The following is a 14,151-nucleotide window of genomic DNA, read 5'->3' on the forward strand; positions in this document are numbered from 1 at the left end:
AATGATACTACAGACAGAATCCCTCACGATCGGCCCGCAGGCCCGCCTTGCACTGGCGAGTCTGCTGGTCGTGGTAATGTTGTATTGGCTCGTCCGGCGACTCCGCGGCAACGGCGAAGATGCCTCCGTCCGGTCGCAAATGACCTCTGAAACCGGCACGATCAGTTTCCTCGCGTCGGGGACGATGGCGTTCGCCATCCTGGCTGGACTGGCCGGCCTGTTCCTCTCGCCGGAGATTCTCCGGCGACCCATCCTCGGTGTCGCGCTGCTCGTTCCCGTGCTTCTCGCGTGGATCCTCAACAAGCGGGAGGTGTCGTCGTGACCCGCCGGAAAGACGTCGCGACTCTCTGTGCGTCGATTCTGGTCGGCTTCGCGAGCGTCGCAGGCGCGCTCGTCACGCTGTTCGGGAGCGGACCGGCGATCCTGCTGTGGGTCGCACTCCCGCTCGTACTGGCGCTCGCGCTGGTCGTCGAGGCCGGCGTGGTCGGTGAGACTCCGACCGACGACTCTGCTCCGGAGGTGAGCGAGTAGATGCGCCTCTGGCGTTGGCTGTTGGTGCTGCTGATCGCTCCGACAGTCTTCTTCGCAGCGCTGGTGGCGACCGGCGCGGTCGGTGGAGCTGTCACGGGCCTCGTGGGCGTGAAGATGCCGCTCGCAGTGCTGGGCTTCGCGCTAATCGTGGCACTGGCGGCCGTCTACAAGAGCGGGAGGATGGTGCTGGACTGATGCGGCGACTCGCCTTCGCATCGCTCGCGATCCTCCTGCTCGTCGGCCCTGTCGGGATGGGTGTCGGGACGGCAGTCGCTGATCTGTCGGCCGACCAGCGGCCGATGCAGGCGACATCGCCCACCCAGGCCGACGCGGGCTACACGATCGACGAGCTGCGGCGACAGGGCACGAAACCCGATCCGGACTCACCAGACTCAGTCCGCAAACTCGATACGTACACGTCGCTCGCCGTCCGCTACGACGGCGTCGGGCTGCTCCACGCGACCGATAAGTTCCTCGAACACGGGACGACCGTCCGGCGCGATCGCGTCAACCTCGATTCGATTCGGTACGGACGCCCCGAGAGCGACGAGACGCTCGTGATCGTCTACTGGGAGGCCGAGCAGCGCGAAGTCGCTGCCCCGAACGGGAACGGCACGATCCAGAAGACGGTCGCCGTCAACCAGACGGTCGCGCGGCAAAACCTCACGATCGAGGAGAACCGCGAGCGGGCGAACATCTCGCTGCCGAGCCACTCCGAGCCGACGCAGGTGACGATGTGGATCGAGGGTCATCCGGACGTCCGCTGGCACTTCACCCATCACTCGGTGCCGTTCGCTCAGAACATCCTCATCACTACCGAGGGCGGGTTCTGGGAGCGGGCACTCATCCAGATCGTCTTCCCGACACTCGGCACGACTGCTCTCGCCGGGTTCGTTGTTCCGGCCGCGATCCGTCGTGCCGGAGCCGGCCCGCAGTGGGGGCTTATGCCGTGGCTCGTGATCCTCGGATTCGCGACGTTCTTCGGGTTGCTGTTCGCCGCGACGTGGCTCTCTGGCATCATCGTCGCGTTACCGTTCGCCGTCCCGCTGTTCGTCGGCGGGCTCGTCGGGATCGTCTTCCTCGAACGCTACGAGGACGGCGTCAGGCGCGTCGTGCTCTTCCGGATGGACACGGACGCGAAGAAGACGCCTTCCGGTGACATCGCCCGTGAGGGCATCGCTGGGCAGTTCCGTACGATCAAGATCACCAAGACTGCCGGCGGGGCGCTCGCGGTGATCCCGACGGGCTTGCGGGCGTTCTTCGCGCGTGTCTTCGGCGGCGCGGCCGTGCTGGCTGGGGCGTCTCGGATCAACTCCGAGATCGACCTCTACAACTCGCCGGCCGACAAGATGCTGTTCATCGCGACGGACGCCGATTCCCTCGTCGACGTCAAACGCGAGCACTTCAACTTCCGCTCGCCGATCTACGACGAGGAGGGCAACTTCGACATCGGCGGCCTCCTGGAGGCAGTGGTCGTCTTCGCGATTCCGGCGACCGTGTTCTTCCTGCTCGTCGGCCCGATCGTGGCCGTGCTGGCTGGCGTGGTCGGTGTCGCGCTGATCTACACCGAAGCGCACAACGGCACCGCGCGGATCCTGCCCGCGACTGGGCAGGCCCAGGACGCCTACGCGACCGCGATGTACCTCGAAAAGTCGCTCGAAGAGTACCAGACTTTCGAGGGGCTCATCCAGGAACTCCGCTCGGAGAAGAACCGCCACGAAGACATCCTCGAAATGATCGAGGAGCAGGGCGCGGAAGCGCTCATCAAGCGCGCTCACGAGCGCGAAGATCCGGACGGGCTCGACGATCTGTGGTCGGACGAGGCGAAGGGGGTGACCGAAGCGTGAGCTCGGAACCCTCTGCGGCTGCCGACTGGAACGTCGAACCTGAGACCGAACCCCTCGAGGAGCCGGACGCTCGTCGCCCGGCGCTCAACCGCCTGCGTGAGGAGCAGCTCGAAGCGCTCCAGACGTTCCGTGAAGACGGATTTGCTTCGAGGCAAGCGCTGCTAAAGTGGCTGCATACGTTCCAGTACCGCACGTTGGGGCGCGTGGCCGACTGGGTGTACTACCTGCTACCAACGCAGGACGTCACCGTTGCGTGCTGTCTGAACAACGCAGAAGCCCGACGACGACACCACCCGCGGTCGTTCCTCACAGCCGAGCAGCGGGCCGGTGAGCGTCACCGACAGGCGGCGAAGTATCTTCGCCCGGCTTGCCGGAAGGCGCTGCGGACTCTCCGCACGCAGGCGAACGAGTACGTCGACGAAGAGAACCCGGCCCCGGATCCCGACGAGTCACCGCACTCGGTCCTCCGGCCAGCTCTCGACGAGTATCAGCAGCGCCAGCGCATTCGGCTCCAGCGCTGGTTCGACGGCTTCGATTCGCTGTCGGAGCTCGAGAACTGGGTCCACCAGTTCGACTACGACACGCTCGGGGAGATCGAGAACGTCCCAGGTGGCCAGGAGTTCGACTTCGAACTCATTCAAAAGCGCGCGGGCAGGCGCGTCGCGTTGGGCGAGACTGAAGCGTACGCCCGCGAGCGCGAGCAATTGGCCGCCCGCTACCTTCTGCCCGCAACGAACCGCGCCGTCCGTGAGTTAGCGGCTGACACAGGTGAAGCGGCGACTGAACGAGACAAAGAGATGCATATCCCTTCAGGATGACTAACAATAGACTCACTCCGACCGAAAAGAGCGCTCCAGAAGACCGTGACTGGGGAGAGAAAACTTACCAGTCAAATCGCAAATACCCGATCGAAGACGAACCGACGGATGCCGCTGAGATACGCACCCGATACGGCATCGGTCAGTTGGACATCTCGGACTTCACCAAGGACGGCGAGGAACCGTCTCGGATCGTCTACCCGGACCTGCTGATCCACGAGCACGACGCCGAGCGCACCCGTTCAGAAGGTGGTACGGGTGGACTACTTGTCGGGCAGCGTGGCTGTGGAAAGTCCACACTCCTAAGCCAGATTACCGCACGACTGATGGACGAAAACGACGAGATTGTCGTCTGGCGTGGCTCTCCGATGCGCTCAGAGTGGCTGCGGCTGAAGCGCTGGGTCACGCTGTGGCTCCCCGAGGGTGCCGACGTCGACGCGACGTGGATGACTGAGGGCGGAGACTCCCCGACCGACGACGTCGAGAACCTGGATGACGTCGTCCGCGACGTCTTCACCTACGAGGACCCGCTCGATCTCCTCGAGCAGCTGGGCGAGGGGCCCGCGGGAACGATCAACGTTGTCTACCCGGACCCGACCTTCAGCGGTTGCACGGAACTCACCGCCGAGACGAACCGCCCAGGCGCCGAAAAGCCGCTTCCCTTCCGTCCCTCCTGGGAAACAGACGAAAACGAGTCACCGACCCCACTACAGCACTGGTGGTTTGCGTTCATCCTCGCGGCCATCGAGCACTCGAGTCACTACGAGTGGCTCTCGCTAGTGTTCGACGAACTGGGAGACCTCGTCCCGGAGGATGCGAAGAACAGCGACGGCAATCGGACGTACGACAAAATATCGCTGTTCCGCTCGTGTATGTCGGACTCCCGACGCGTGGGTTTCTCCCCGTTCGGGGCGATCCACCACGAAGAGAACATCCACCACAAGGGCCGTCGCGAGTGGAACTGGCGCATCTCGATGCCCGACGGGCGACCAAATCCGCGGACCTCACGGATGTCCTCGATCCCGGTCGGCTTCGAGACCGTCCCGATGGAGTCCGACGTGATCAGTGGCTTCGACGTCGGCACCGGCCTCTGCTACGCCGAGTGGGGTGCGACGTGGTTCAGCTGGAAAGAGATCGAATTCGAGCCCGAGGACAAGCACCGCTGGCTGAAGATCCGCGTCGACGAACCCGAGACCGGATTCGACGTCGACGAGGAAGCAGATCTCCAACTGCAGTTCGACGACCAGATCTTCGCCGAGTGGCAGAACGCCCACGCACATCGCCTCGTCGTCAAGGATCCTGGTTCCGGACAGCTCTCAGTGGAGTCTGGAACCGTCCTCGACCCGCTCGAATCCCCGATTGAAGCCTTGGAGTTCGACGAACCCCAGGACGTTCCGGGTGGCAAAGAACTCACGATGACCGGGGAAGCCGGCCAGATCACCGTGGCGCGCATCCCTGTCGACGGGGAAACCCCCAATTCGGCCAACGGCATTCGGGGGGTGGGAGCGGATGATTGATCAACTCGATCAACGAGATCGCGCTCTGCTTCGATCGCTTCGGGGCTTTAAGTGCAGGGCCCACCGGCGGGAGCCGGCCGGAATCTGGGGGAAAATCGCCGAACCTCTCAGATATCCGAGTCGCTACGCACGCGCGTATATAGACTATGTTCGAGAGGGCCCCCCTCGCGTTGGGGGGCCACCGCGTGCGGTCCAACGTGCGGGCGGGCGTGATCTCGCGGGCGCATTTATATACGGTCGAGCGGCCGCCCGCGGGCGATATGAATTCCGGAAGCGTGCGCGCCGGCGCGGCAACCGCACGCCTGCGCGGGCGCTGAATTCACACGCGCTCGCTGCGCGTAACGGAGGTGTGTGCGCGTGAGCAGGCGAATCGCGTCCGCGGTGCTCGCGTTCGTGCTCGCGCTCTCGCTCGTAGCGCCTGCGCTCGGCGGCGCACTCGCTGGCTCGGCTGCGGCCGCGCCCAGCGGAATGGTCACCGTCGCCGACTCGCAGATTACCCAGGAAGTCCCAGAAGGCGAGTCGATCCCGGTCTCGGCAGCTGACCTCGAAGGCGCAGTCCTCGCGTCGAGCGGCCACGCCGACTCGCTCGAAGTGATCGCGACGACGCCCGGACACGCTGACGAAGTGATGGGAACCGACGCGAACGTCGTTGGTAGCGGCCAGATGGCGTTGGTTTTCCGCGACAGCGCCGACCACGAGTCGCGGGAGATCGCCGTCGACGCCGGACTACTGCGAGAAGCACTCGGCTATACGCCCGAGACCGTCCGCGGGACGCACTCCTCGGGCGAGACCTGGCGCTCCGAAGCGACCTACGAGGATGGCTCTCTTGTGATGACGATCGAGAGCTTCTCGTCGAACACAGTGACATTCTCCGGAGCAGTCGACATCTCGATGACCGGCGCGACCACCGGCACGTCCGCGCAGTGGGAGCTGTCTGACTACGATTCAGCGTCCGGTGTCACGATAAACACAACTGGTGTCAAAAGCACCGAGACAGACTCGATAGCAGTCTCCGCGGCGACGAACGGCCAGACGGTCTCGGCAGATATCGCAGGCAACATCGACGTGGAAGATTCCGCGGAGGTGGTTCTAACCGGGCACACGATCTCGACGTGGCAAAATCAATCTGGGAGCGGGCTTTCTCCAACTGCGACGGAATCGCTTGATCCCGGAGGGAACGTTCAACCGACGGACGGAAACGGGAACAACCCGCAGATCGCCGTGACCGCACACGAAAGCAGCACGATTCACTCGATTTTAACGGATCAGGGTGACGGAACGATTGACTCGTCCGAACCGTACCTGGGTGACGATATGTCCGCCGGGTACGAGGACCCCGTCGATGGGCTCGCCCAATTTCAGCCGAAGACGGACGGGACTGTTGACTCAATCACTCTGAATATCTCTGGCACAGCGGGAAGCGACTATGGAGTGACCTTCGACGTATACATCGCGAAGAAGAGTTACAGCGAAGTGACCTCAGACGCTGGTGCCTTTCTCAACGGACAAGGGACACAGATCAAATCAGGGTGGGACCCTGAGTGGTCGACCGGGACCCAGACGATCACCACAGACACGCAATACGAGGTCAGTGCTGGCTCCACATACACGCTCCAGATTCTGGCGAGCGGAACAAGTGGGGACACAGCGGAAGATTATCTCGCAATCGCGACGGACGATTCTCCATCGTCAGTCAAGTCGGGGGCTTGGGTCGACACCACCGATCGTCCATTTGAAAAGCGCCCGGATATCCAGATGAATATTGTAAACGAGGTGAACGGACTCTCCGTGGCCGACGGCGCTGGAGCGTCGGCCTCCTTTGGTGACTTCACTGACGGAGAGACGAAAACCGCTCGCCTCGACCTCAGTCAGTCCTCCACCGCGCTCGATTTCTCTGGGAGTGGAACGGGGACAATCGACTATCAGCTGACGATGCAATCACAGACGCTCACCGAAGATCCTGAAATCGATATTGACGGTGACGGGACTGCTGAAGCGAGTTATACGGGCCTACTATCTGAAGGCGAATCTACCACCCAAACCGTTGACCCGTCTCTAACTGATGATTCGTGGACGGTTTCCACGAATGGTGGGAGCCAGGTGGACGTCTCAACCGAGATCACCGAGGGGACAGTACTGAAAGACCCCACCATCGAACTTAACGGCAACACCACCACGCTCCACTCCGGCACGCTGGCCGACGGCGAAACCGTCCAGACCACGATCCCGAAGAGTCAGCTTCGCGAGGGATCGAACCAACTGAACGTCTCACTCGCCGACGGCTCGCTCTCCGCTGACGCGCCGGCGATGCAGGCCGACATCGAACTCTCACACGACGCCGCCGACCAGATCGGGGTGAGCTACCGGACGACCGCCTTCGAGGAGACCTACAACGTCTCCCATACGTACGCGGATGCGACCGCGGACGCCCAGGTCACGATCCCGTTCGCCTCCGAGCGGATCGTCGAGGTCGCTTCCCTGGAGTACCGCATCGATGGCGGAACGTGGCAGTCCGTGAGCGCGCAGAACTACCGTCTCGACGGGACGACACTCGACGTCTACCTCAGCGACGCCTACGGGGGCGACATCCCGAGTGGTTCGACGGTGGACGTCCGAGCGACCGGTCGCCGGATCGACGTCGCGAACGGCGCGGTCACTGTGACCGAAGCCACCGCACCCGGCGACGAACTCGACACGCAGCTCCGGATCGACTCGCGATCGCCCGGCTTCCACGTGAACGTCGGGCCGACCGCGAACGGCGAGCGGATCCACCACGCGACGTCGAGTGACTACCCGACTACGGACTACGCGATCATCGAAGCAGACGGCGACCAGAGGCTCTACCTCCCGAACTCCAAGCAGGGCGATCACTTCCGCGTCAACTACATCCAGACGATGGCGATGCCCGAGAAGGGCGACGTGAAGATCACCGTCGAGAAGGCCGGCTCGGATCCAGAGCTGGACATCGACCCCGGACCGATGGGTGCCGGTGATCCGGTGACCTACAAGTACTACCGGACGACGTCTGGCGTCGAGTACATCCTGAACTCGATCACGCAGGGTGTCGTGCGAGACTCCGACGTTGCGAACTCGCCCGCGATCTTCGAGGACGACGACTCCGACGAACTGCTGTCGATCTTCGCGGAGACGAGTTCCTCCACCGACGACGGTGGCGGAGCCGGCGTCTGGGATCAAGCCAGCAGCGCAGTTGGCTCAGTCCAGACGCCGTCGATGTCGGTCCCGAGTTGGCTCCCGATCGCTGGGGTCCTCCTGCTCGGTGGCGGCGCGGTCGTCGTTGTCTCGCGCCGTGTCTTCGGTAGTAGTGAACCGCCCACAGCACCGGCAGAGGATCCGCGATCGCGACCGACTGGTTCGAGTAGCTCCTCGTCGTCGGGCGGACTCGTCAGCCGACTCCTGCGCGGGAGCGGTGGCCTCCTCGTGAGCGTTCTCACCGGGAGTGGCCGGCTGCTGGCGTGGCTCACTCGTCGCGGTGGTCGCCTCGGACTCGGGCTCCTGAAACTCCTGAACAAGGCGCTGATGCGCGTGCTGGCGAACACGTACGCGGCCGTGCTCCTGGCGGTCGGCGGGTTCCTCTTCGCCGGCCAGCTGGGGCTGGTGCCGGGTCGGGCTATCACGCTCGGATCGGTGATCGGCCTCCTCGTCGCGACGCTGTGGGGCCTCCAGAAGCTCGGGATCTATTCGAACCGGCTGTTCCTGCTGATCGGCGGGCTGGTCTCTATCGGCGCTGTCGAACTCCTCTCGCCGGGACTGCTCCAGCAGTTCGTCGGGCAACTCCCGATCGCCCTCCTGGCGATCCTCGGGACCTCGATCCTGGCTATCTGGTTCATCTTCGTCCGGCGGACGGAAGCCTCGACGCCGGAGACGGTCAACACCTTCTCGTTCCGAAGTGGAGGTGGCGGCAGCAGCGACGACGATGATAACGGGGGCGAGCAGTAGTGCTGGCGCTCCTGATCGGTGACCTGCTGACCCGGACGCTGCAGTACCTCGGGATCGGCGGGCAGATCGGTGTGGTCGCGCTCCTGTTAGCTGTCGCGCTGTACGGCCGCAAACTGCTTTCTGTCGGGTCGGTGCTACGGAACGCCATCGGCTACCTGATGGTCTTCGCCGTGCTGTTGGCCATCGTCCTCGCCGCTGGCTGGGGCCGCCTCAACATCACCCAGATCCTCAACGACACGCAGATGCTGTACGAGCACGGCAGCGACCTGGCCACGAACGTCGACGTCGAGATGCTGCGGGGGCTGCTGCCGTGATCCGAGTCATCGCTGTCGGTGTCGTCGGCGCGATCGCGACCGGCACCGGGATGGCGCTGTACGAGCGTGACGCACTCCGGCCCGTCTTGGAGGCGCTCGGAATCGTGGGCGTGCCAGTCGCGCTCGGGCTCTCGATCCACCCGTTCGTAGGGCTCACAGCAGCTCTCGTCATCCTCGAAGCGCTGTACGAGGGTCACCAGTCCGGGCTTCTGGAGGAGCGAGAGGAACAACTCCAGACGCTCTGGTTCCGGCTTCGTGCTGACGCCCGGCGCGGACGAGAGCAACTGCGCCAGCGGATCGATGCGTGGCTCGCTGCTCGTGACGGAGACCAGACAGCCGCTGACGAGGAGCGTGAGTCGCTATGAGTCGACAACAGCAGTGCCAGGTGGCACTTCGAGAGGCGTTCGCCGACGACATCCGCGCGCTCGTCGACGAGTATCCAGAGACGCGCCGGCTGACGCTGGACTGGCAGCGGCTCGCTCGCTGGGAGATCGACGCCCTCGGAAGCGACGTCGAGTGTGACCTCGACGACGTCCGCGGGCTCGCCTCCGACGTGATCGCACGTCCCGAGTCGCTGCGGGAGACTTTCACGGACGCGCTCAACGACGTCGTTCCAACGGTCACGGAACGCGAGCGCCCGCTCGGGCAGGCCCACGTCGCCTTCGAGAACCTCCCGGAGAGTGCGACGTTCACTGTCGGCGGCTACTCGCCCTCGAAACAGGCCGAGCGCTTGTTCGCGCTGGAAGGGCAGATCACGAAACGGACCGAAGTGAAGCCGCGTGTCGAGGAGGCTGTATTCGAGTGCCAGCGCTGCGGAACCCGGGCACGGATTCCACAGCCGCCGTTCGGGTCGATTCGCGAGCCGCAGGGCTGTCAGGGCTGCGGCGACCCGAGTGCGTACTTCTTCCACAAGCGGAGTGAGTCGGAGTTCGAGGACTACCAGAAGATCCGCCTGCAGCAGCCGCCCGAAGACGCGCGGGGCGACACGGAGAACATCGACGTCCACCTCGCGGACGACCTCACCGGAACCGACCGCGTCGAGTCCGGTGGACGCGTCACCGTGATCGGGCGACACCGACCGCTGTTCACCGGGGAAGTCGTCTTCGACGAATGCGTCATCGGCAACGAGGTCGTGCCCGACGAGCCGACGATCGCCGACTACCAGGACGAGCGGCACCAGCAGGCCGTCGAGGAGATCGGCGCTGCCGACGATCCGGTCTCGGTGCTGTGCGAGGCGTTCGCGCCGAACTTCGAGGCCGCAGGCGATCGCGACCAGCAAGTGATCGAAGCGCTCGTGCTGCAGCTGATCGGCGGCTGGACGCGGACGACTGACGACGGCGCACACCACCGCGGCGAGCCGCACGTCTTCCTGCTCGGTGATCCCGGCGTCGGGAAGACCGTGCTGGCGCGAGCCGCCTACGAGGTCGCGCCGCGCGGGGCGTTCACTGACGGGACGGGCTCGTCGGCCGCAGGGCTCACTGCAGCGATCGAGAAGGACGACTTCAGCGACGGCCAGTGGTCGATCTCAGCGGGGACGCTGGTGCGGGCGCACGGCGGGCTCGCGGTCGTCGACGAACTCGACAAGGGCGACAACTCCGATCTGGACGCGCTGCACACGGCGCTCGAATCGCAGGAGGTCCACGTCAACAAGGCCGGGAAGCACGCCACGCTCCCGGCGGAGACGGCGCTGCTGGCGGCCGGGAACCCGACCGGTGGGCACTTCGACCCGACCAAGGAGTTCGCCGAGCAGGTCGGCTTTCAGTCGCCGCTACTGTCGCGGTTCGATCTGATCCTGCGGATGCAGGCCCGCGAGCAGCGCGAGCTCATCGTCCGCGTCGCCGAGCAGATGATCAGCGCCCGGAAGGCCGCCGGGAAGCTGGCTCGTGGCGAGGAGCTGACCGACGAGGAGCGCGTCTTCGTCGAAGGTGAGTACGACAGCGACCAGCTGGCCGCCTACATCGCACACGCTCAGGAGTATCGACCGGTCCCGAGAGGCGACGTCGAGGACGAGATGGCCCAGTGGTTCGCCGACCTGAAGACGTCGCTCCCGGAGCGCTACCAGGACGCGATGGGGGATAGCGAGTACGACGGGCCGCCGCTTCCCGTGACGGCGCGGAAGCTCGACGCGATGCAGCGCTTCGCAGAAGCGGCCGCCCGCGCGCGGCTGGATGACACGATCCGGATGTGTGACGTCGAGCGCGTGAAACCGTTGATCGAGCGGTCCCTCGCCGACATCGGGATCGCGCCGGCGAACAACTCGGCGTTTGGAGCGGTTGAAGCGACAGCGTCGGAAGTCGGTCTTTGATCTTCGGGTGGCTGTCGTTGAGTCCAAGGAAGATACTACGCGTTTGTCCAGCGTGTGGAGGGGACCGACGAGTGGTTTAACTCCACGCCGTCCGCTGTTTCTTGGAGTGGAGAGATATAGAGACGGGAGAGATCGGCAGCGCCCCGACAGGCGGGCGCTTGTGAGCGGAAACACCGCGGGAAATGGGGACTGCCCGCGGTGCGACGGAGACTCGGTAGTGGGTTGGGTAACGGGCAAAGCCCGCAGTCAGCGAGAGGACCAATGATAACAAAAATCGTACGCCGATATTCAGGCTCTGCATACAGACCAGGGAGAACAGCGTACCTGTCGCGTGCACGGCAGAGGCCCAATTGCGGACCCGCCGCTCCAAACTGATTAGTGTCACTACACAATACCGAGGCGTGTGGAGTCTTCGTCGTCACGGGCGGTCTCGTCGACGATTGCGACGGTTCTGATGGTCGCGATAGTGGTCACGCTCGCAGCGACGATCTCGACGTTCGCGCTCGGGTACGCAGATGAACTTCGGTCGCCGGCACCCGTCGTCGGGGAGTCGAGTGGCGAACTTGTGCCACAAGAGGGAGACAGTGGCGGTGTCGTCCGGATAACGCACCTCGGAGGCGATACGCTGCAGGCGTCAAATCTCGAAATCGTTGTCGACGCACGGGGGGCCTGTGGGAAGACCGGTCGGTTAGTGAATCTGCCGGCGAGCGGCGGCGACCCGCGCCCAGAAGACGAGTACGTCAGCGGTGACGACGTCTTCGATAACAGTTACAATTCGGTGGGAGGACCGATCGGTGAGGCGGGTGGACGATGGGAGGCCGGCGAAACCAGTTCATTCCGCATCGCCAAGTCCGAATGCGAGCTTGATCAAGGTGAGGCGATTACCGTCCGTGTGGTACACACTCCGACGAATTCGGTCGTGATCGAGGAGACGCTGACCGCTGGATGAATTTGGACCGTCGTTCGATCGGCAACCCGACAGACGCCAGTCTCATTTCGTGTACTGAACCGTCCTACGAGTCCGACTCGGACTTCGTGGGGAGGTTTCGCCGCTCCGAAACGTAGTACAGGATCACGACGAAGCCGACCGCGGGGGCAACGACGCCGAGCCAGTACACTTCAGGATTTTTGAGGTTGAGCCGCTTCGCGTCGACGTACATTACGACGCCGATCGGGAGTTGAATGAGGAGGGCACCGATCAACAGCAGCATCACCGGCTCGATCATTGGCTGTGTACTACACGGGCCCGCTGGATTACTCTTCGGAGGAAGAACCGCACACTCGACTCAGGCGTCGCTCAGCGCAGCCGGTGCGCAGAGCGGTTACTGGCGTCTGTATGCCAACCAATACGAAAGCGGGAGCGTGATCACGAGGACCACCAGCGTCGCCAGTACTTGGCTGTACACGTCCGGAGGCGATACCTGAGCGGCAATGGCGAATCCGAGTATAATCAGCGCAGATTCGTATGTAACAAACTGCGATCGGTTCGACTGACTCACTACTGAGGCATTCGAAACCTCGGGAATAGTCCTATCGGTGAGGAGAATCGTCTGCTCACCAAGATACCACTTCTCACGGCCAGTACGGAGAAAAACGCTCTTCGTGACGCGTTCGTCCGCAGGCTTTTGAGCTATGCTGAGGTAACCAACGATATGACATTCAGCGCGAGTTGGCACAACCTCCTCGAAAACGCGGAGGAGCTGCCATCGGACGCGATACTCCTCACGCCGCTGTCTCGAAAGCCGTTCCGCATCACGGATGTCCAGGAACACCGCATCCTCATCGAGTACCGCGACGACGACGACACGATCCCACTTCAACGCGAGCAGTTCGAGACGCTATACGGCCACGTCACCGACGGCTGGGGCGGCTTCAGTCTCGACAATCTGCCCTCGGACGCCGAACCCTACGCGACGGTCTTGAGTCTTCACCCGCGGTTCGAGATCGACGACCGAGAGGGGATGCTCGCGGAAACCGACACGCCGACGAGTTCTCCGTTAGTCGATGCCCACGAGGTCGAAACCGACGAGGACGACCGAGCCGAACCGGATATCTCCGTCTACGCGGATGCGCTGCTTCTCATCGACGCGCTCGAACGTCACGATCCGACGGACCTCGAAGGAATGGAAACGCCGGCACTGGTGAATCTGTACACGCTCCTCTCGGACGTCCAACGGAACGCCAACGACCTCCGGCAGGACGTACGGAGTGTGCTGCTCGCCCGTCTCCACCACGACCAGCCAGTCTCCGGGCAGTATGGGTCGGTCCAGCGGACGTCCCGGCGCAATCGGACGCTGAAAGACGACGACGAAGTACTGGAGAAACTGACAGCGGCCGGGATCGACCGTGAGCGCGTGACCAGTGTGGACGCCAGCAAGGTCGACGACGCGCTCGAAGTAACGGAGCTCTCGGAGTCGGACGTCTACGAGATCGAAGAAAGCGAGTACGTGCGGAAGGCGGATGTCGACGACGAACGCAAAGAGACGCGCCTGCAAGGGCTGAAAGACCAACTGGCCGCCACCGACGAGGACACGGCAGACCTCCAGGCTGAAATCGAGGAGTTAGAACAGCGAATCGACGATCTCACGAGTTTCGACTCCGCGGCATCGTTCCATCCGACAGCAGGCGAGGAGTCGTAGCTGGGACTTGCTCAGTTCAGGTTATACGCGGAACAGGCGCAATACTACGGCCTTCAGGCCGTGGATACGCGCCGTCACACCGGGCAACAGACCACCGTTCAAACGGTTTTCCTGAGTTCCCCACGGTGACGTTTAAGTGACAGGCCAACCTATATCGAGGTAGGAATCGGTCGGAACGGAGCGGATTCCGAACCGTCCTTCGGAGGCGGCCTGTCCGCCCACC

At 63.7% G+C, this 14,151-nt stretch carries 14 protein-coding genes; 12 read left to right on the forward strand and 2 right to left on the reverse strand.

Going from position 1 to position 14,151, the window contains the following annotated elements; genetic code table 11:
* The first annotated feature begins 1 nt into the window (after position 1).
* The 11 genes from NO347_RS12685 to NO347_RS12735 all read left to right on the forward strand — a co-directional run bounded on the left by NO347_RS12685 (position 2) and on the right by NO347_RS12735 (position 12,238).
* Positions 2–322 (forward strand): hypothetical protein, encoded by a 321-nt coding sequence (locus NO347_RS12685; protein ID WP_121569221.1) that lies wholly within the window; start codon positions 2–4, stop codon positions 320–322.
* Positions 319–531, forward strand: coding sequence for a hypothetical protein (locus NO347_RS12690; protein WP_121569222.1), 213 nt, complete (start codon positions 319–321; stop codon positions 529–531). The genes NO347_RS12685 and NO347_RS12690 overlap by 4 nt, the downstream gene beginning before the upstream one ends.
* Positions 532–726: a hypothetical protein gene (locus NO347_RS12695; RefSeq protein WP_256289942.1), complete on the forward strand. Its 195-nt coding sequence runs from the start codon at positions 532–534 to the stop codon at positions 724–726. It begins immediately after the preceding gene.
* Positions 726–2,378 (forward strand): ABC transporter permease, encoded by a 1,653-nt coding sequence (locus NO347_RS12700; RefSeq protein ID WP_256289944.1) that lies wholly within the window; start codon positions 726–728, stop codon positions 2,376–2,378. The genes NO347_RS12695 and NO347_RS12700 overlap by 1 nt, the downstream gene beginning before the upstream one ends.
* Positions 2,375–3,196 (forward strand): hypothetical protein, encoded by an 822-nt coding sequence (locus NO347_RS12705; RefSeq protein WP_256289945.1) that lies wholly within the window; start codon positions 2,375–2,377, stop codon positions 3,194–3,196. Before NO347_RS12700 ends, NO347_RS12705 begins: the two co-directional genes overlap by 4 nt.
* Positions 3,193–4,713: a P-loop NTPase family protein gene (locus NO347_RS12710; RefSeq protein WP_256289946.1), complete on the forward strand. Its 1,521-nt coding sequence runs from the start codon at positions 3,193–3,195 to the stop codon at positions 4,711–4,713. The genes NO347_RS12705 and NO347_RS12710 overlap by 4 nt, the downstream gene beginning before the upstream one ends.
* A 357-nt stretch (positions 4,714–5,070) precedes the next feature.
* Entirely contained in the window at positions 5,071–8,670 is a 3,600-nt protein-coding gene (locus tag NO347_RS12715) for a hypothetical protein (RefSeq protein WP_256289947.1), read from the forward strand.
* The gene (locus tag NO347_RS12720; RefSeq protein WP_256289948.1) at positions 8,670–8,984 is read left to right on the forward strand and encodes a hypothetical protein; all 315 of its coding nucleotides are present in this window, start codon (positions 8,670–8,672) and stop codon (positions 8,982–8,984) included. Before NO347_RS12715 ends, NO347_RS12720 begins: the two co-directional genes overlap by 1 nt.
* Positions 8,981–9,349, forward strand: coding sequence for a hypothetical protein (locus NO347_RS12725; protein WP_256289949.1), 369 nt, complete (start codon positions 8,981–8,983; stop codon positions 9,347–9,349). The genes NO347_RS12720 and NO347_RS12725 overlap by 4 nt, the downstream gene beginning before the upstream one ends.
* Positions 9,346–11,289 (forward strand): ATP-binding protein, encoded by a 1,944-nt coding sequence (locus NO347_RS12730; RefSeq protein ID WP_256289950.1) that lies wholly within the window; start codon positions 9,346–9,348, stop codon positions 11,287–11,289. The genes NO347_RS12725 and NO347_RS12730 overlap by 4 nt, the downstream gene beginning before the upstream one ends.
* 403 nt (positions 11,290–11,692) lie before the next feature.
* Positions 11,693–12,238 carry a type IV pilin domain-containing protein gene (locus NO347_RS12735; RefSeq protein WP_256289951.1) on the forward strand — a complete coding sequence of 182 codons (546 nt, stop codon included), beginning with the start codon at positions 11,693–11,695 and terminating at the stop codon, positions 12,236–12,238.
* A 64-nt stretch (positions 12,239–12,302) separates the two neighbouring features.
* Here NO347_RS12735 and NO347_RS12740 read toward each other — a convergent pair whose 3' ends face one another.
* Both NO347_RS12740 and NO347_RS17390 read right to left on the reverse strand, forming a co-directional pair.
* On the reverse strand, positions 12,303–12,515 hold the full coding sequence (locus NO347_RS12740) for a hypothetical protein (protein ID WP_256289952.1): 213 nt from the start codon (positions 12,513–12,515) through the stop codon (positions 12,303–12,305).
* A 96-nt stretch (positions 12,516–12,611) separates the two neighbouring features.
* Positions 12,612–13,061, reverse strand: coding sequence for a DUF7534 family protein (locus NO347_RS17390; RefSeq protein WP_425492389.1), 450 nt, complete (start codon positions 13,059–13,061; stop codon positions 12,612–12,614).
* On the opposite strand from NO347_RS17390, the gene NO347_RS12745 reads away from it, so the two are divergent.
* Positions 12,942–13,928 (forward strand): DUF2800 domain-containing protein, encoded by a 987-nt coding sequence (locus NO347_RS12745; RefSeq protein ID WP_256289953.1) that lies wholly within the window; start codon positions 12,942–12,944, stop codon positions 13,926–13,928. The two genes, NO347_RS17390 and NO347_RS12745, sit on opposite strands and share 120 nt — an antisense overlap.
* Positions 13,929–14,151 lie beyond the last annotated feature (223 nt).

It is taken from the genome of Halobellus inordinatus (assembly GCF_024464655.1).
GTDB classification, from domain to species: Archaea; Halobacteriota; Halobacteria; order Halobacteriales; family Haloferacaceae; genus Haloquadratum; species Haloquadratum inordinatus.